Here is an 18553-nt window from a genome sequence, read left to right as displayed (position 1 = left end):
GGACCGGTCCGCACGGTCCAGTCGGACCTCGAAACCTGCTGCGCCGTGCGGGCATAGAAAATGCGCGGCCGGGTAGCCGCGCATTGTTCCGAATATCGTTACGCCTCGGGAGCAGCCGCTTCCTTGGCCTCTTCCTGAGATTCTGCGGACTGGGCTTCGGCCATCGCGGCGTCCGCCTCCTCCAGCGCGCGGTCCACCTGCGGACGCGCAACGGAGACAACCAGCTCATCCGCCTCAACATCCGGCTGCACATCGGCAGGCAGATCCAGATCCGCCACGGTGATGCGAGCGGAATCATCCAGGCCCTCTACGTTCACGGTGATGAGTTCCGGAATGTCCGTCACAGGCGCCAGCACAGCGAGCTCCAGGAGCTCGGCGGTGGCAATGAAGCCCGTCTGCGGTTCGCCAGTGATCTCCACCGGCACCTGCACCTCCACCTTCTGATCGCGATCCACGCGGATGAGATCCACGTGATCGATCTTGCGGGAGAGCGGGTTGATCTGGCGCTCGCGCACCAGCGTCAGCTGCTTGACATCGCCAGCGGTCACGTCCAGGAGAGCGTTCGCATTGCCCTTCGTGGCCATGAAGATTTCGTGAGCGTCAAAGGAAATGTGCTGCGGGGCGCGCTCCTGGCCGTACACGACGGCGGGCACACGGCCCTCGCGGCGCAGGCGGCGGGAAGCGCCCTTACCAAATTCGGTGCGCAGTTCTGCATTAATCTCAGTAGCACGCGTTGCCATGGGTAACTCCTTCTGTTCGGGTGGGCCGGACGGCCCCTGGTGTTGGCCTCAGTGAGCAGGCCACGGGAGTGCCCTGCCGCGCCGATAACGGGAGATCCTCTCCCCTCGCCGAAGCAACCCCGTTATTATACGGGCTCGGCCACGTGCGTGCCAGGCGCGTGGCTCACACACTCGGCGTCGAACCGCTACCCCACCAGATCCTGGTAGAGCAGCCAGCAGAACAGCGCGAAGCCACCCACGGCCACGATGGCCCGCGAGGCACGTTCGGAGAGGAAGCGCTGCAGATAGGGACCGAGCGCCCCGCCCAGGAAGCCGCCCGCCGCCATGACCAGGGCGGCCACGATGTCCACGGCGCCACTCAGCAGGAAGTACACGGTGGCGGCGAGGTTTGCCGTGCCGATCACCGGTGCCTTGAAGAGGAGGGCCTCGTGCGTGGTCATTGACGTGGCCACCGCGGCGAGCCCCACATAGAGCACCGCCGAGGCCGCCCCGAAATAGCCGCCATACACGCCCACCAGCGCAAGCAGCGCCAGAAATAGTGCATAACCGACGCGTGCCTTCACCCCGCGCTTGCGGACCTCGGGCCCGATCAGCACGGATACCACGGCCAGGAGCACCAGCCAGGGCACCACGCCCTCGAATACGGCCGGATCAAAGGCGAGCAGCAGCGCCGCCCCCGCGGTACCACCCACGGCACCCACCACAACCTGCGGCCACAGCGGGTAGCTGGTGACGGTGCGAATACCGCGCCAGCCGGTCACCGTGGCGCCGATGGAATTACCGAGATTGGATACCGCGTTCGTGGTGTTCGCAATGACGGGCGGAAATCCCAGGAGCAGCAGCCCAGGGTAGGTAATAAGGGAGGCGACCCCCGCGAGATATCCGAGGAGGCCGCCCGCCAATCCGATGAGAAATACGAGAAACAGTGTCACTAAAGCGTGCGCCCGCTTTTAATAGGCACCATTGAACAGAGAGGTCACCGAACCGTCCTTGAACACCTCGGAAATCGCGCGCGCCAGCACCGGGGCGATGGAGAGCACAGTAAGGCTCGGGAACCGCTTCTCCTCGGGCACCGGCACCGTATCCGTCACCACGATCTCCTTGACGGGCGCGTTACGGAGCCGCTCAACGGCGGGGCCCGACAGCAGCGCGTGCGTGGCAGCCACCACCACATCCTTGGCGCCGGCCTCCTTCACCACATTGATGGCACCGGCCAGCGTGCCACCGGTATCGATCATGTCGTCAACAATGATGGCCGTCTTGCCTTCCACGTCACCCACCACACGGTTGGCAACGGCCACGTTTGCCTTCTCAATAGAGCGCGTCTTGTGGACGAACGCGAGGGGCAGATCGCCCAGGCGGCTGGCCCACTGCTCGGCCACCTTAATGCGGCCGGCATCCGGGGACACCATGACCGCGTTCGTATCATCACCCATGGTGCTCTTCACGTAGCGCACCAGCGTAGGCATGGCCCACAGGTGGTCTACCGGGCCATCGAAGAAGCCCTGGGACTGGGCGGCGTGAATATCCACGCTCATGATGCGGTCCGCGCCGGCGGCCTGGAACAGATCCGCCATAAGACGCGCGGAAATGGGCTCGCGGCCCTTGTGCTTCTTGTCCTGGCGCGCATACGGGTAGTAGGGCGCCACCACGGTAATGCGCTTAGCGGAGGCGCGCTTCGCCGCATCCACCATAATGAGCGCCTCCATGATCCACTTATTAATGGGATCCGTGAAGGACTGCAGAATAAATACGTCCGCCCCGCGCACCGATTCGTCATAGCGCACGTAGATCTCCGAATTCGCGAAGTCATAGGCGGTGGTGGTGAGGAGCTTAATTCCCAGCTCCTTCGCGACGGCCTGCGCTAGTTCCGGGTACGCACGCCCGGTTGCCAGCACAAGGTGCTTCTCGTTTTCGATTTCCAGTCCGGTCAAGGTGGCGTTCCCCTCCCACATCAGCGCGCCGAGAATGGCGGGACGATCTCGCCCGCTGCAACCACTCCGCCCCGCAGCACGGCATGGCTAACCTCGGCGTTCGCACCGACATGCATATCTGTCAACTCACCGGGGCCAACCATGGCTCCGTTTTCAACTACTGTATCGCCCAGGAGCATGGTCCCGGGAAGAATTCTGACATCTGGGGAAAGCCTCACGGTACAGTCGATATATGTACTGGCCGGGTCTATTATCTCCACTCCCTCGCGCATCCACGATTCGTTGATGCGCCGCCGCATGGTGGCGCGGAGCGCAGCCAGTTGCACCAGATCGTTGGCGCCCTCCACGCTGTGATAATCCGCCACCGTGAAAGAGGCCACCTTTCGGCCGGCGGCCCGCGCTTCGGCGACCACGTCCGTCAGGTAGACCTCACCCTGGGCGTTATCGGAGCCCAGTTTTGCCGTAGCCGCACGCAGAAAATCCGCGTCGAACGCGTAGGTGGAGGTGTTGACCTCCGTGATGGTGCGCTGCGTGGGTGTGGCGTCCTTTTCTTCGACGACGCCGTAGATCCCCTCGTGGTCCCGCAGGATACGTCCGTACCCGAAGGGGTTGGGCAGCGTGGCTGTCAGAACGGTGACGGCCGTCGGGGCGGGTGCGGGGACCTCATCGGCATCGACCTCATCCGGATCAGCGGCCTCCGCCGCCGGGAGAGCAGATTCCACGTGGGTGGCCATGAGGGCGCGCAGAATTGCGGCGTCCAGTAGCGGGGTATCCCCCGCCATGACGACGACGGTGCCACTCGCATCCGGAATTGCAGCCAGTCCGCACTGGACCGCGCGGCCCGTACCCTTGATCTCATCCTGATCCGCGACGATGACATCCGGATCCGCCGCGAGCGCAGCCTTCGCCACCTTGTCACGCTCGTGGCGTACCACCACAACCACCTGGTCCGCACCGGTGCCGCGAGCCGCGTGAATGGCATGGCCCAGCAGGGTGCGTCCGCATATGCTATGTAGAACCTTGGGTGTGGAGGATTTCATGCGGGTACCCTGGCCCGCCGCAAGGATAATTACTGCGCTCACCGGTGTCCCTTCCGTTTGTTCCGCCACCAGGATTCGAACCTGGAATAACGGTTCCAAAGACCGCTGTGTTGCCGTTACACCATGGCGGATGGCACGCCAGTATCCTACCGGCTCAGGCCGTCTCACGCGAACCGGGTGCGGGCGGACTCACGTTATGGGCCGGCGCGCTCCCCATGCTTAGACATGACCATTGAGAAGTACGGCAAGGAAACCGCCGATTAGCCCGCTCATCGCGCGCTCAGCCAGGACTCGCGTTGCGGATACGCATGCCCGCGGCGTCGCACCGCCTGAACGTGATGACCACCCCGCAACCGTCCGCTCTTTTCACGTCTGCCCCCTGGCATAATCGCGGTGGAGGTAATCATGCGGATGAAGCGCGACGAGCGCCGCAAGCAACTCATGGCCGTGGCACTGGACCTGTTCGCCCAGCGCGGGTATGACGGCGTGGCTGTGGAGGAAGTGGCGGGGGCCGCCGGCGTGTCCAAACCCGTGGTGTACGAACACTTCGGAGGAAAGGACGGGCTGTACCAGGCCGTCGTCGAACATGAGATGGCCCATTTATCCGGCCTGCTACGCGCGGGATTCAAGGATCCCGCCACCCGCCCGCATCAGTTGCTTCACACCATCGTGGAGGCCACCTTCGATTACATTGATTCGAACGCGGCCGGTTTCCGCCTTCTCTCCCACCAGTCGCTTCATGCGGTGGAGGGCGGCACCTTTTCCACCGTCATCACGGACGTGGCGGAGGAACTCTCCGACCTACTGCGGCAGCGCTTCGACGAATCCACCGCCCTTGACCCCCACAGTGCCCCGATCTATGCCCAGCTCCTGGCCGGCGCACTGGTGCAGGTGGGTACATGGTGGGCCGACCATCGCGAAGTGCCCCGCGGCGTCATGGTGGATCACGTGATGAACTTCCTCTGGGCGGGACTGCGGGGGCTCCAGCCACTCGGCGTGACCACGGAAGGCTGAGCCCCGGATACTTGGCAGCAAACGCGGTGGAAGCGGCTGATAGTGTGACGGTGTAACTACAGAACCGTAAGGATCACCATGCTGGAGCTCCAGAACATCGCCAAATCGTTCGGGGATCACACCGTGCTCTCCTCCCTTTCCTTTTCCGTAGCACCCGGGGAAATCTTTGGATTCGTGGGCGCAAATGGTGCCGGAAAAACCACCACCATGCGCATCATCCTCGGGCTACTTTCCAAGGATGCCGGCACGGTCACGTGGAACGGCGCCCCCATTGATTTCGAGGCACGCAAACAAGTGGGCTACATGCCCGAAGAACGCGGGCTGTATCCGAAGGCCAAAGTGGAAACCCAGCTCCTCTACTTTGCTGGGCTCCACGGGCTGTCACGCGTATTAGCCGCACAGCGAGTGAAGTTTTGGACGGATCGGCTGGGCGTGGGAAATCGGCGCGGGGATGCCGTACAGAAACTCTCACTCGGTAACCAGCAGCGCGTCCAGCTGGCCGCCGCGCTGGTCTCCAACCCCAAGCTACTCATTCTTGATGAACCCTTCTCCGGGCTAGATCCGGTCGCCGTCGACGTGATGAGCGAGGTACTGCGCGAAGCCGCCGGTACCGGGGTGCCTGTCATTTTCTCCTCGCACCAGTTGGACCTGGTGGAGCGGCTGTGCGACCGCGTGGGAATTCTTAGCTCGGGCCGCATGGAGGCCGTCGGCACCATTGACGAGTTGCGTACGCAGGGCGGTACGGCCCTGGCACTGGCCACCGGGGCGGACCCGGCCGTTATTACCGCGGCCCTTACGGCCGCAAAGTTCACGGTCATACCGGATCCGCAGGCCGGCACGCCGGATGCGCCCGTTATCCCGGGTGCCACGCGGTTGCTGCTTCGGGACAGCACCGCGACGAGGCCGGGCGACGCCAGCCCGGACCGCTCTCAAGAGGCGCTGCGCATTGCGCTTGCGCATGGCCCGGTTTTCGAATTTGCTCGGCGGCGGCCGCACCTGGCCGAACTGTTCCGAGAGGCCGTGACGGATACCAACCAGCCGGGTGATGCGGACGCGGCCAGCCCAGCCACTGCGTCGGCCACGGCCGGCTCCCCTGCCACCCCCGCCGCCGATTCGCCCGCCCCCACGTCCACGCCCGCCACCCAGGCCTAGGAGGATCATGCTTCGCCTTATTATTCGCCGCGAATTCCGCCACGCCGGCCTCTCGCGCCTGAACATCATCACCACCGCCATTTTTGTGGTGCTCTTCCTTGTGGCCGGACTGATAGTGCGTCTTGTTATCCAGAACGACGACGAATCCGCCGAACCCGCCGCACAGGCATCCACATCCACCATTGCCATTGCCGAAAGCACGCAGAAACTGGCGCCCTACCTCACCAAACAGGGTGTTCACACCACCGGTTTCTCCGGTGACCCCGCGGCAGCCCTGCGTCAAGAGGACGGTCCCGACGCCGTCGTGACCGGCACCCCGGAGCATCCGCAGGTATTCGTCACGGACAGCCAATCGAACGCGGTGGCCGCCGTAGTGCAGGCGGGCACGCAGTATGTGCTAGATGGCGCCCGCGTAGCACCCGAAACGCAGGCAACCCTCACCGAATTGCGGAATCTTTCGCCCACCACGGTGAGCGATCATCCGGAGCTTGATAACAGCTTCTCCGGATACATGGCCGGACTGGTCATTGCCGTCTTTGTTTTCATGGTGATTCTTAGCGGGATGATGTCTATCGGCACCGGCGTGGTGGAGGAGAAGGCCTCCCGGGTGGTCGAGATCCTCCTCACCACCGTTAAACCGCGCACCCTGCTGGCCGGGAAGGTACTGGGCATCGGCGCGGCCAGCATAATCACCACACTGTTCTACCTGTTGGGTATCACCGGAGGCGTAGCAATTGCCGGGTTCCTCCCGGACGTCACCGCCGCGGGCCTGAACCTTCCCGCACTGATTCTGCTCGCCCTCCTCTGGATGCTGGCCGGCTACTTTACGGTGGCGGCGCTAGCCGGAGGTTTCGCCGCCACCGTGTCACGGCAGGAGGATCTCAACACGATCAACCTGCCATTTGTCATGTTCCAATTCATCCCGTTCTACATGGCGATCTACATGATTCCGGCCTCACCGGACTCTGCGGCCACCTCCGTACTCAGCTACGTACCCTTCTTCTCGCCCTACTTCATGCCGGTCCGCATGACACTCGGCCAGGTGAGTTGGTGGGAGATGCTTATTTCACTGGCCATCACGGCCGTGGCGGCATGGGCGCTCACGGTGCTGGCGGGCACTATTTACCAGCGCACCATCCTGCTCATGGGGCAGCGGGTGAAGCTGGGCCAGATTTTCCGCCGCGCAAAGTAGCCGCCGGGCGGACCGGCTCGGTTTGAACCCGGTCCGCCCGGCGCCCCTACCCTTCCAGTTTTTCGGCGAGCTCGAGCCACCGTTCCTCGAGCTCGCCGGCGCGGTCCTGGGCTGCGTTCATGTCCCGGCCCAGCTCCGTGAGCGTCTGGTAGTCCGTGGGATCCGTATCCGCCATGGACGCCTTAATCTGCTCCACCTCGGCCTTCGCCTTCTCGATCTTCCGTTCGATGGCGCCGAGCTCCTTGTGAGCGGCATGTGCCTCGGCACCCGTAAGCCCACCCGCACGGTTCTCACCCGTGCCGTCACCGCGCAACCCCTCACTGCCGGGGCCGGCTTCGCGCGCGCGGGCAGCGGCGTCGTGACGGAGACGCAGATACTCCTCCACCCCGCCGGGCAGATCACGGACCGTGGTCCCCACCACCGCCACCTGCCCATCCGTCATCCGGTCCAGCAGGTAGCGATCATGGGAGACCACCACGAGCGTGCCCGGCCAACCGTCCAGCAGATCCTCCATGGCGGCGAGCGTATCCGTATCCAGGTCATTGGTGGGCTCATCGAGGAGCAGCACGTTCGGTTCGGCCATGAGCAGGCGCATGAGCTGGAGCCGGCGCCGCTCCCCGCCAGAAATGTCGGCCACCGGGGTCCAGGCGCGCTCGCGGGTGAAGCCCATGCGTTCGGTGAGCTGCATGGCGGAGAGGGAATCGCGGCCCATGTCGATGTACTGGGCCACATCACTCACGGCCTCGACCACGCGGCGCTGGGCCACGGCGTCCAGTTCGGACACATTCTGGGAAAGTTCCGCCAGTTTCACCGTCTTCCCGCGGCGCACGCGCCCAGAGGTGGGTTCCAGGTGGCCGGCGATGAGGCTGAGCAGAGTGGACTTTCCCGCGCCGTTTGGCCCAAGAATCCCCAGCCGCTGGCCCGGAGCCAGGCGGAGCGTCACGTGCTCGAGCACCGGCTGGCCGTCCGGGTAGGCAAAACTCACGTCCTCCAGGTCCACCACCTGTTTGCCGAGCCGGGCCGTGGCCATCCGGGTGAGCTCCATGGTGTCGCGCATGGGCGGTACGTCCGCGATGAGCGCCTCCGCCTCTTCCACGTGGAAGCGCGGCTTTGACGTTCGGGCGGGTGCGCCACGCCGCAGCCAGGCCAGCTCCTTGCGCATGAGATTCTGCCGCTTCTGCTCCACCACGGCGGCCTGCCGCGCGCGCTCCACGCGCTGGAACGTGTAATCCGAGTACCCGCCCGTATAGCTCTCCACGTGCCCCGGCACCTGCCGGCGCCCCGGCTTGTCCGCGGCGGGGACCACCTCCCGCAGGTGCGTGGCCACGGCGTCCAGGAACCAGCGATCATGGGTGACGGCCACCAGGGCGCCAGCGCCGTTCCGGCCGCCGCTGCCACCTCGTCCACCGAAACGCTCATTGAGGTAGGAGGCCAGGAAGGCGATGCCCTCCATATCCAGGTGGTTGGTGGGCTCATCGAGGAGCACCACGTTCGCATCCTGGGTGAGCACACGCGCAAGGGACACGCGGCGCCGCTGCCCGCCGGAGAGCTCCCCCACCCGCGCGGTGAGCGGTATGTCAGGGAGTAGACCGTCATGTAGCGCGCGCACGGCCGAATCGCTGGCCCATTCAAACGTGGCCGAATCACCATGAATTGCGTGCTCCACGTCCGTGTTCGGATCCAGCGTGTCCGCCTGGGTGAGCGCCGCGATGCGCACAGCCCGGTTCCGCGTTACCTCACCGGTATCCGGCTCCAGCGTGCCATCGAGGATGCGGAGAAGCGTTGATTTTCCGCCCCCGTTAGGTCCGACGACGCCGATACGGTCACCATCCTGCAGGCTCACGTTGATGTCACCCAGGATGCTTCGCGCACCCAGGGTGACGCCCACGTTCTGTGTGCCGAGGAGATGTGCCACGCTAATCCTTTCTTTCATCCGGCTGGAATGGGCTGAGAACAGCCCGGTTTCAATTCAAATCGGCGGCTGAGTTGGCAGCTGCCGCAATACGCACAAAATCGTCAATGGCGAGGGTTTCGCCGCGCGCCTGCGGAGAAATTCCTGCCGCCTCAAGGAGGTGTTCGGCGCGGGCGGGGCTGCCGGCCCAGCGTCCCAGTGCCGAGCGGAGCGTTTTACGCCGCTGGGCAAATGCGGCGTCGATAACGGAAAACACCTCCTCGCGGGAGGGGCCCGCGGGAGGCTGGCGGCGCTCAAGCACGACCAGCGCAGAATCGACGTTGGGGACCGGCCAGAACACCGTGCGCCCCACCTTCGGCCCGCGGCGCACGTTCGCATACCACTGTGCTTTTACCGAGGGGGCGCCGTACACCTTAGAGCCGGGCGTTGCGGCCAGCCGGTCCGCTACCTCCAGCTGCACCATGACCACGGCCAATTCGAGCGAGGGTAGAGCTTCCAGCAGCGTGAGCAGCACCGGAACCGCCACATTGTAGGGCAGGTTGGATACCAGTTTGGTTGGCTCAAACACGGCCCCGGCCAGCGCCACCGGCACGGCTAGATCCTCCGGTCCGGTGATGCTCATCGCGTCCGCCTGACGCACAGCCAGCCGGCCCGGTTCATCCGCCCGGGCCGCCACCGTGGCCGGGAGTGCCGCCGCGAGCAGCGGATCAAGTTCGATGGCGGATACGCTCGCGCCCGTTTCCAGTAGGGCCAGCGTGAGGGATCCGAGGCCGGGGCCCACCTCCACCACCCGGTCCGCACCGGTGACGCCGGCTTCCGCCACAATGCGCCGTACCGTCCCGGCGTCGCCCACAAAGTTCTGCCCGCGTTGCTTGGTGGGGCGCAGGCCCAGAGCCGCAGCGATCTCGCGGATATCGGTGGGAGTTAGTAGACGCATGGGGCAAGCCTAGCCGCCCGCACCGGTACTCCGAACTTCACCGTCGAAGTTCACCGGCGCCAGGTGGCCACCGCATGGCAGCAAAAAGGGCGGAGCCGAAGCCCCGCCCACGCCTAGCCGGTAGCCGCGCTTTAGTACCAGCCGGTGGACTGGGAGTGCGCCCAGGCGTTGCACGGCGAACCGTAACGGCCCTGGATGTAGCTGAGTCCCCAGCGAATCTGCGTGGCCGGGTTCGTGGCCCAGTCCGCACCGGCCGACGCCATCTTGGTGCCGGGCAGCGCCTGCGGAATACCGTAGGCCCCGGAGGAGGCATTACGAGCCGAGGCATTCCAGCCGGACTCGCGTGTCCACAGCTTGTCCAGACAGGCGAACTGGCTCTGGCTCCAGCCGTAGGAGGAGAGCATTCCCTGGGCGATGCCCTTGACGCCGCCGGCCGTGGTAACCGGCGTGGTGCTGGCGGTGTCCGTGCTCGCCGTATCCGTGGTGGTTGCCGTGGCCGTCTTCGTACCCACGTGCACCACCTCATCCACTTTCCGCTGCTTTTGCACAGAGAATGTAAGCGAGCGGGATACCGCTTTGCCATCCTCATAGGTGACCGCGTAGGTCTGCTGGGTGACACCGTCCACGCCCTTGGTGGTGACTACCTTCTGTCCCTCAGCGAGGTTGGGATCCTGCACTTCCTTGGTGCCGTGCGAATCCACGGACTGAGTGGTTTCCTGCGCCGTATTCACGCGCGTGATGCTAATGGTGGCGCCGTCCGTCACGGAGGCGGAAAGAGCGGCGGACACCTTGTCATCACCGTCAATAGTGATGCCGGCGTCACGGAGCGCGCCACCCACTGTTTCCGCGTTCGTGGACACGGTTTTGGAGGTGCCATCGAAGTTAATGGTGACGGAGTGCAGCTGTGCGCTGGCTGGGCGCGCGTAGGCCGGGTTCGTATCCGCGTGCGCCTCGGTGGTGGTGGAATAGGTGGTGGAGAAACCCACAACGCCTGCGGCCACCGCGAGGACGACGGCGCCCGCCGCCACTGCCTTCTGCGGCGTCACGGCAGCACTGGCCGGGCCGAAAGCGGAAACCGCAGAGCGCAGGGAAGCTAGAGAGACGCCACGAGAGCGCACATCCTCGGTCACCACACGCTCATTCGCATTGTCGAGCGTGCGCGCCAGGCGGGCCGTCTCCGGTGCCGCCGTGGCCGGGAGTGCCTCAAACGCGGCACGCTCTGCCATGAGGGCGGAACGGCGAGCACCAAAATCAGGCGAACGCCGCATGAGGTCCTCAATGCGCAGCTCCTGCCCTTGCGCGCTCGAATGACGTCCCATATTTCCTCCAAGATCGACTGGCCCGGTGGCGCAGCTACCCCACACACCGGGTTTGTAACGAAACTATATCGAGTGTAACCATTCCGTTATATTTGGCAACCACCCTACGTCACCACTCAGCTATGGCGTAGCTAACAGACCGGGTAGGGAGCGTGACTACCAGCCGCGAATTTGCTACCGCGGACGCCCTACCGACAGCGGGCCCGGCCGGCGGATTCACGGCCGTCCTGTAGCGGGCGCGCCACCCGCCCACCGCCGTTCCGTCTGGCGAGCCGTGAACCTACACGCCGTAAAACACTCGTGAATTCGCATCAATCTGACCGCACCAATCCGCCAGATCCACGCCGCGCACCGCCGCCTGCGCCCGCACTGTATAAGCCACCACGTAGGGGGCATTCGGGTGTCCGCGCCATGGCACCGGCGTGAGATAGGGCGCATCCGTTTCCGCCAGCACCAGCTCCGCGGGCATCATCGCGAGCGCTTCGCGAATAGCTTCATTGGCGGGGAACGTCAGCGCGCCACCGAAACTGGCATACCACCCCTCGCGGGCGCATACTTCCGCCAGTTCCGGGCCACCGGAGAACGCGTGGAAGAGCACGCGCTCGGGGGCACCGTCGTGCTTGAGAATCTCAATACAATCGGCATGCGCCTCGCGGTCGTGGATTTGGAGCGGCAGGTCCAGATCCTTCGCCAGTGCGATCTGAGCACGGAAGGCCGCCTTCTGGGCGGCGCGTCCGCTTTCCGCCGTGCGGTAGTAATCCAACCCGGTTTCCCCAATCGCCACCACCTCGGCGTCGCGGGCACGGTCCGCAACAAAGGCGATCGCGCTGTCCAGGGTGTACTCCCGGTGCCATGGATCCTGGCCGGGTGTCAGTCCATCCGGGGAGGGGTCCGCGAACCCACACAGCAGCGCCGCGTCATTCGGATGTATGCCGATGGCGGCGGAGAAGTGCGTGGGATCCGCGTGAGCCACCGCAATCATGGGATCGATGGTGGGAATCTCGCACGCGCAGGTGATCGCGTGGCGCACTCCGGCCGCATCCATCCGTCGTGCCTGTTCGGCCGCCGTGAGCGGTTGTCCATCCAGTCCGGTGCCCGCGTTATCACCGCCCTCCACAAACTCGGGGTCACCGGGCACATACACATGGGTATGGGCATCCACCACCGGAGCCGGTAGAGCCTCCGGCACATCCGGAAAAATGTGGCGCTTATTGCGCTGCTTGAATGACTTGGACACCCGGCTAATCCCCGAGCCCCAGCCGCTCCAGCTCCTCATCCACCACGCTGGGGTCCAGCTTGACGAATACGGGCTTCGGCTTGGCGATGGGACGCCCCACGGGGATCTCCGCGGATGCCCACGCCCGCACGTTCGAGTAGTCCCCGGTGATGATCGGGTAGGGCTTACAGGTATCCAGGTCCTCTACGTCACGTAGCTCCGGGAGCGGCGCGATGGTGCCATCCCCACCCATTACGCGATCCACGGCGTTGGAGGAGTGCGGAAGGAACACGCACATCATGGTGTTGAGGTCATACACGGCCTGCGCCGCCGTATGGAGTACGGTTGCCAGGCGTTCGCGCTGGGAGGGATCCTTCATCTTGAACGGTTCGGTTTCAGAGATGTAACCGTTGGCCTCGCCCACCAGCCGCATGATCTCCGTGAGTGCGGCGCGCTGATGGTGGTGGGCGATGTTCTCCCCCACCGTCTCGAAGCCGGCACGCACCTGCTCCAGGAGCCGCTTATCCACGTCCTCGAGTTCACCGGGCGCCGGGATCTCCCCGAATCGCTTGGCGATCATGGAGGCCGTGCGATTGACCAGGTTGCCCCAGCCGGCCACCAGTTCCGAGTTATTGCGACGCACGAACTCACTCCACGTGAAATCAGCATCCGAGGTTTCCGGCCCCGCAATGGAGATGAAGTAGCGCAACGCATCCGGCTGGTAGCGGGAGAGTACGTCACGCACGTAGATCACCACGTGGTGGGAGGAGGAGAACTTCTTCCCCTCCATGGTGAGGAATTCGGAGGCCACCACCTGCGTGGGCAGATTGAGCGTGCCAAATGCCCCCGCCTTTCCTCCGCGGGCACCCTCGCCGTTGTAGGCAAGGATTTCCGCCGGCCAGATTTCGGCGTGGAACACGATGTTGTCCTTGCCCATGAAGTAATAGGTGAGCGCATCCGGGTCATTCCACCAGGCGCGCCAATCGTCCTTTGAGCCCTTTCCTTCGGCCTCGCGGCGCCGCGCCCACTCAATGGATGCGGAGAGGTAGCCGATCACGGCGTCGAACCACACGTAGAGGCGCTTATCCGGCTTGTCCTCCCATCCCGGCACGGGAATGCCCCAGGAAATGTCACGGCTCATGGCGCGCGGCTGGACGTCTTTGAGCAGATGCTTGGCGAAGGAAATGACGTTGGGACGCCACTCCCCGGTGTGATCCACCTGGTCCAGCCACTGTCCGAGACGCTCCGCGAGCGCGGGCAGGTCCAGGAAGTAGTGTTCCGAATCGCGGAAAATCGGCGCCTTGCCGGACACCTTGGACACCGGGTCAATGAGGTCCTTCGGATCCAGCTGGTTCCCGCAGTTATCGCACTGGTCACCGCGCGCACCGGCGGCCCCGCAGATGGGGCAGGTGCCTTCGATGTAGCGGTCCGGGAGCGTATTGCCGGTGTCCGGATCAATGGCTACGGGCATCCGCTTGGTCACCATGTACCCGTTGTCCCGGCACACTTCGAACATTCTTTGTACGACGTCGATGTGGTTCTGCGTGGTGGTACGGGTAAAGAGGTCATAGGAGAGGCCGAGAGCAGTGAGATCCTCGGCGATGATGCGGTTATTTTTATCCGCCAGCTCCTGCGGCGTGACGCCGGATTCATCCGCGGCCACCAGAATGGGGGTGCCATGTTCATCGGTACCGGACACCATCAGCACCTCATTGCCAGCCATTCGCATGTAGCGAGAAAACACGTCAGAGGGCACACCGAATCCGGCCACGTGGCCGATATGGCGCGGGCCGTTCGCGTACGGCCAGGCAACAGCAGATAGAACATGGGTCATGGGTTCAGCCTACCCATCCACTCCGACAAAGTCCGCGCCGGCCGCCCCGCCGTCGTAAGCCACACACCGCCGCGGCGGCCTGGACGCATTGTTCGCCTTTCGGGCGCGGATCGGGGCATACTGGTCGCATCCCCGTAACAGAATGGAGCAACCATGGAACCGCGGGCACTCATCATTGTTGACGTGCAGCCCACCTTTTGTGAGGGTGGCGCCCTGCCGGTGAAAGGCGGCAACGCCGTCGCGGAGAAGATTGCGGACTTCGTCACCGACCACGAAGACGAATACAGCTTCATCGTCACCACGCAGGATTGGCATATTGACCCGGGTGCGCATTTTTCCGACCACCCGGATTTTGTGAACACCTGGCCGCCGCACGGGGTGGCAGGCACCGACGAGGCCGAGCTACACCCGGCCATTGAGGCACTGGACGCGGACGCGCACGTGAAGAAGGGCCAGTTTGCGGCCGCCTACTCCGGTTTTGAGGGGACCGACGAGGACGGGACGCTCCTGGAGGATCTGCTTCGCGAACACGACATCAAGGACGTGGACGTGGTGGGCCTCGCTGAATCGCACTGCGTCAAGGAAACCGCTATCGACGCGGTGCGTAACGGCTTTAACGCGCGCGTGTTCTCCGACCTCACGGCGCCCACGTCGGAGGAACTGGGAATTGCTGCCCGCGAGGAGATGGACGACGCCGGTGTGGACCAGGTGGAATCCGCCACCGCGTTCCTGAACGACGCCGATGAAGAGACCGAGCTGTCCGGCTCCTACAGGTTTGATGGTCCGGATGCGGACGAGCCAGCCGACGAGTATGACCTCTACGACACGGATGACGTGGATGATTACAACGACGGCGCCGGTACCGGCTACGGGGCAAACCAGGCCGAACTCGAGGATTCGCTCAGCGAGGAAGATCCGGATGATCTGGCCGACCAGTTGAATGACGGTGACCAGAACGACGAAAACGAGCCCACCTCCGATACCGCCGCCGCGAATTTAGCGCGCATCCGGGATGCCGGATTCCAGGTGGAATCGGGAGAGGACGAGGACGTCACCGATGGTGATGAGCTGGACGCCGCAGCCGACGCCGAGGTAGCAAACGCACTCGACGAGGACGCTGATTTCTCCGCCGACGCCAGCGAAGCGGACTTCGACTTCTCGAACATCGATTTCGATCCCGGCGAGCTACAGCACTAGAACCACGGCGTCGCCGTTTGACGACGCCGCAGCACCCTGCCTAAAGGTGAGTCCGCACTACGCGCGCGAGGCGGCGTCGTACAGATCCTTTTTACGCAGGCCCGTGCGTGCCGCCACGAAACCGGCCGCATCCTTGGTGCGCACACCGAGCCGCACCAATTCACTCACGTCCGCAACCGCGCGTTGCAGGGCGATGGCCGCGCGATTACCGCCCTCCACCACGATGACGATTTCACCGCGCGTCTCACTGAAGCGAGTAGCCAGATCCGCGAGAGTGCCGCGCACCACCTCCTCGTGCACCTTCGTCAGCTCGCGGGCCACGCAGGCACGCCGCTCCCCACCAAAAACGTTGGCCATGGCCGCCAGCGTATGGCCGAGGCGGCGCGGCGATTCAAAGAAGATCATGGTGTGCTCCTCCCCCGCCAGCTCGGCCAGCGCACGCTCCTGTTCACCGTCCTTGCGAGGCAGGAATCCCTCAAAGGTGAAGTGGTCCGTGGGGATGCCGGAAATGGTGAGGGCCGTGAGCGCGGCGGAGGGGCCGGGCGCCACGGTCAAGGGAATGTCCGCTTCAATGGCTCGCTGGACAAGCCGGAAACCGGGATCGGACACGGAGGGCATACCGGCGTCGCTCAGCTGCAAAATGTGGGCGCCTTCGCGAGCACGCTCAATGAGCCACGGGCCACGCTCGGCCTCATTGTGCTCGTAATAGGAAACCACCTGACCGCTCACCTCCACGCCCAGTCGCCCGGCCAGATTCAGGAGCCGGCGAGTATCTTCCGCGGCCACGATGTCAGCCGAGGCTAGCTCGGTGCGCAGACGCGCGGAGGCATCCGCATCATTACCAATCGGGGTGGCAGCAAGAACGATCATGCGCCCATGATCCCACGTAGGAAGTGGAAACGGCAGTCGGGCGAGTACCGGCGGGCACAGCCTTCGGAGGCATGAAGCCGCCATCCGGCGGTTCCACAGTCTTCTGTCGGCGGCCCCGGATAGACTCCACCCGTGAGCACACCAGAATCCACCCGGCCGGCACCCGCGGTAAGCACAGCCCGCCGCTTCCCGCGCCGCGGCGCCTCCCGCACCATCGCACCCGTCCACCCCAGCGCCCTTCTCCCCGCGTCCGCCGCGGCACGCCTCGAGGCCGAATTACGCGGGCGCCTGGGGCTCATGCCGGTTAGTAACTGGCTTAGCCGTGCGGAAGCCCGCCGCGCGTGGATTATTGCCGGCATTATGGGCGCGCTGGGCGCCGTGGCGCGGCTGGTGGGCCTCGCGCATCCCCACCAGCTGGTGTTTGACGAAACGTATTACGTCAAGGAGGCCACCTCCATCCTGCTTCAGGGCTACGAGGGCAAATGGTCAGATAATGCGAATGACCTCTTTGTGAAGGGCGATTTTTCGGGGCTTTCGGCCACGGAGGCGGAGCGCGTGGTGCATCCACCGCTGGGCAAATGGCTTATGGCCGCCGGCGAATGGTTGTTCGGCCCGGAGTCCAGCTTCGGATGGCGCTTCACCACGGCCATAGCCGGCATCATCATCGTTATGCTCACCGTGTTTGTGGCGCAGCGTCTGTTCCATAATTCTCTGCTGGCAGCCTTCGCTGGTTTTGCCGTGGCTCTGGACGGGATGGGCATTGTGCTCTCCCGCACCGGCATTCTGGACAATCTGGTGGCGCTGTTCGCGCTGCTTACGTTCTGGGCGATCCTTAAGGATCGCGATTGGACGCGGGCCCGGCTGGCGCGGCGGGTGGCCCACGGTTCTCTGCGCGCTGACGGTTCCCCGGCTACCGCCTGGGGCCCGGTGATCTGGTGGCGGCCCTGGTTGGTACTTGCCGGCGTGTTCGCCGGGTGCACCACGGGCGTCAAGTGGTCCGGCATTTATCTGGTGGCGGTCATGGGCATTCTGGTGTTCGCCTGGGGTGTCGCGGCTCGGAAGGCAGTGGGTGTCCGGCTCTGGGTGGATGCCGGTATCGCTGCGGAAGGTGTGCCGGCGTTTGTCAACCTGGTGGTCACCTGGGTGGTCACCTACCTGCTGTGCTGGATTCCCTGGTTCGCTAACAGCAAGGAGTACGGCCACGGCTGGACGGCCACGCAGCTGGCGGGTGCCGGCGCGGGCATTCCCATTCCGAGCGCCCCGAACTGGCTCAATGATTTCCTGCACTATCACGAGGAGACCTATCAGTTCCACACCGGTCTTTCCACCCCGCATACCTACCAGTCGCAGGCATGGGAATGGTTGTTCCAGATTCGGCCCGTCTCCTTCTACTGGGAGGGCACAGATGAGATGGCCAAGCAGTGCGCACCGGGTTCACAGTGCGTTCAGGCCATTACCTCGGTGGGCAATGTGGCCATCTGGTGGCCCGCCGTGGTGGGCCTGATTCTGGTGATCTGGGCCGCCTTTGCCAAGCGTGATTGGCGCGCCTGGTCCATCATCGCCGGATATGTGGCGCTGTGGGCGCCGTGGCTCATGTACGTTGATCGCACCATTTTCCAGTTCTACGCGGTGGCCATTCTCCCGTTTGTGGTGCTGGCACTCACCTACGGCGTGGGCCTGCTGTGCCGCCAATTGGCTCCGGGTCGAAGTACGCCGCAACCGTTCAGCACAATTGCCCGCCCGGTGGAGGATGCTCCCGCAGATGGTGCCGCCCCGGGGCGCCTCACGTGGGTTGAGGTTCATTCCGACGCCGAAGCACCCGCCCCCTCCGACGTCGCGATGCCGGTGCCCGCCGCTACCACTATTCCTGCCGTCCCAGAGGCGGATGAGAACGGTTCCATGCCGCCGGAACCCGAGCAGAACGCGCCACGGGAAGCGCTGCTGGACTTCGCGGCAGTGGACGAGTGGTGGAATGTGGATCCGAAGGCCGGCGCCCGGCTTCCTATCTACGTGTTCGCGGGCGTCATCCTGGTGTTTACCGCATTTTGGTATCCCATCTGGACGGGCCAAACCGTCTCCTACAATTTCTGGCACATACACATGTGGCTGAAGTCCTGGATTTAGGCCGTTGCGGGTGCATATCGCACTCGTCAAACCCCCACGAAACGTCCAGAGACTTTCCAGACATCGCTAACA

The 18553-nt window shown here is 64.4% G+C and carries 14 protein-coding genes, 1 tRNA gene and 1 pseudogene; 5 read left to right on the top strand and 11 right to left on the bottom strand.

The genetic code is table 11. The features are described from left to right. Nucleotides 1-98: 98 nt before the first annotated feature. From EIH27_RS00555 to EIH27_RS00535, 5 genes are all read right to left on the bottom strand, one after another. Nucleotides 99-740 carry a 50S ribosomal protein L25/general stress protein Ctc gene (locus EIH27_RS00555; RefSeq protein ID WP_124039006.1) on the bottom strand — a complete coding sequence of 214 codons (642 nt, stop codon included), beginning with the start codon at nt 738-740 and terminating at the stop codon, nt 99-101. A gap of 185 nt (nt 741-925) precedes the next feature. Beyond that, the gene (locus EIH27_RS00550) at nt 926-1672 is read right to left on the bottom strand and encodes a sulfite exporter TauE/SafE family protein (protein WP_124039005.1); all 747 of its coding nucleotides are present in this window, start codon (nt 1670-1672) and stop codon (nt 926-928) included. 18 nt (nt 1673-1690) lie between these two features. Continuing rightward, nucleotides 1691-2674, bottom strand: a complete 984-nt coding sequence (locus EIH27_RS00545; RefSeq protein WP_124039004.1) for a ribose-phosphate diphosphokinase — start codon at nt 2672-2674, stop codon at nt 1691-1693. Between the two features lie 20 nt (nt 2675-2694). Next, the gene (locus EIH27_RS00540) at nt 2695-3756 is read right to left on the bottom strand and encodes a bifunctional UDP-N-acetylglucosamine diphosphorylase/glucosamine-1-phosphate N-acetyltransferase GlmU (protein WP_277424086.1); all 1062 of its coding nucleotides are present in this window, start codon (nt 3754-3756) and stop codon (nt 2695-2697) included. A gap of 18 nt (nt 3757-3774) precedes the next feature. Then, nucleotides 3775-3845: transfer RNA gene (locus EIH27_RS00535), tRNA-Gln, on the bottom strand. A 274-nt stretch (nt 3846-4119) separates the two neighbouring features. Between EIH27_RS00535 and EIH27_RS00530 the strand changes: the two genes are divergently transcribed. The 3 genes from EIH27_RS00530 to EIH27_RS00520 all read left to right on the top strand — a co-directional run bounded on the left by EIH27_RS00530 (nt 4120) and on the right by EIH27_RS00520 (nt 7072). Then, nucleotides 4120-4728 carry a TetR/AcrR family transcriptional regulator gene (locus EIH27_RS00530; protein ID WP_124039003.1) on the top strand — a complete coding sequence of 203 codons (609 nt, stop codon included), beginning with the start codon at nt 4120-4122 and terminating at the stop codon, nt 4726-4728. Between the two features lie 78 nt (nt 4729-4806). Beyond that, nucleotides 4807-5880 (top strand): ABC transporter ATP-binding protein, encoded by a 1074-nt coding sequence (locus tag EIH27_RS00525; protein WP_124039002.1) that lies wholly within the window; start codon nt 4807-4809, stop codon nt 5878-5880. A 7-nt stretch (nt 5881-5887) separates the two neighbouring features. Beyond that, nucleotides 5888-7072 (top strand): ABC transporter permease, encoded by a 1185-nt coding sequence (locus tag EIH27_RS00520; RefSeq protein ID WP_164461560.1) that lies wholly within the window; start codon nt 5888-5890, stop codon nt 7070-7072. A 46-nt stretch (nt 7073-7118) separates the two neighbouring features. On the opposite strand, the gene EIH27_RS00515 is transcribed toward EIH27_RS00520, so the two are convergent. The 5 genes from EIH27_RS00515 to metG all read right to left on the bottom strand — a co-directional run bounded on the left by EIH27_RS00515 (nt 7119) and on the right by metG (nt 14290). Further along, nucleotides 7119-8987: an ABC-F family ATP-binding cassette domain-containing protein gene (locus EIH27_RS00515; RefSeq protein ID WP_124039000.1), complete on the bottom strand. Its 1869-nt coding sequence runs from the start codon at nt 8985-8987 to the stop codon at nt 7119-7121. 49 nt (nt 8988-9036) lie between these two features. Further along, nucleotides 9037-9921, bottom strand: coding sequence for a 16S rRNA (adenine(1518)-N(6)/adenine(1519)-N(6))-dimethyltransferase RsmA (rsmA, locus tag EIH27_RS00510; protein ID WP_124038999.1), 885 nt, complete (start codon nt 9919-9921; stop codon nt 9037-9039). Nucleotides 9922-10052: 131 nt separating this feature from the next. Then, nucleotides 10053-11240, bottom strand: coding sequence for an aggregation-promoting factor C-terminal-like domain-containing protein (locus EIH27_RS00505; RefSeq protein ID WP_124038998.1), 1188 nt, complete (start codon nt 11238-11240; stop codon nt 10053-10055). A gap of 280 nt (nt 11241-11520) precedes the next feature. Further along, complete coding sequence (locus EIH27_RS00500; protein WP_241152914.1) at nt 11521-12477, bottom strand: TatD family hydrolase; 957 nt, start codon at nt 12475-12477, stop codon at nt 11521-11523. A gap of 4 nt (nt 12478-12481) precedes the next feature. Beyond that, nucleotides 12482-14290, bottom strand: a complete 1809-nt coding sequence (metG, locus tag EIH27_RS00495) for a methionine--tRNA ligase (protein ID WP_124038996.1) — start codon at nt 14288-14290, stop codon at nt 12482-12484. Between the two features lie 153 nt (nt 14291-14443). Here metG and EIH27_RS08075 point away from each other — a divergent pair. Further along, a pseudogene (locus EIH27_RS08075) lies at nt 14444-15019 on the top strand (isochorismatase family protein); the annotation flags it as partial. Nucleotides 15020-15544: 525 nt separating this feature from the next. On the opposite strand, the gene rsmI reads toward EIH27_RS08075, so the two are convergent. Beyond that, nucleotides 15545-16357, bottom strand: coding sequence for a 16S rRNA (cytidine(1402)-2'-O)-methyltransferase (gene rsmI, locus EIH27_RS00485; RefSeq protein WP_124038994.1), 813 nt, complete (start codon nt 16355-16357; stop codon nt 15545-15547). Nucleotides 16358-16489: 132 nt separating this feature from the next. On the opposite strand from rsmI, the gene EIH27_RS00480 reads away from it, so the two are divergent. Then, nucleotides 16490-18481, top strand: coding sequence for a dolichyl-phosphate-mannose--protein mannosyltransferase (locus EIH27_RS00480; RefSeq protein ID WP_241152913.1), 1992 nt, complete (start codon nt 16490-16492; stop codon nt 18479-18481). Nucleotides 18482-18553 lie beyond the last annotated feature (72 nt).

This window comes from Neoactinobaculum massilliense, assembly GCF_900604955.1.
GTDB lineage: Bacteria > Actinomycetota > Actinomycetes > Actinomycetales > Actinomycetaceae > Neoactinobaculum > Neoactinobaculum massilliense.
Note: the sequence above shows the minus strand (reverse complement) of the source record. Positions and strands in the feature narration are given on the sequence as shown.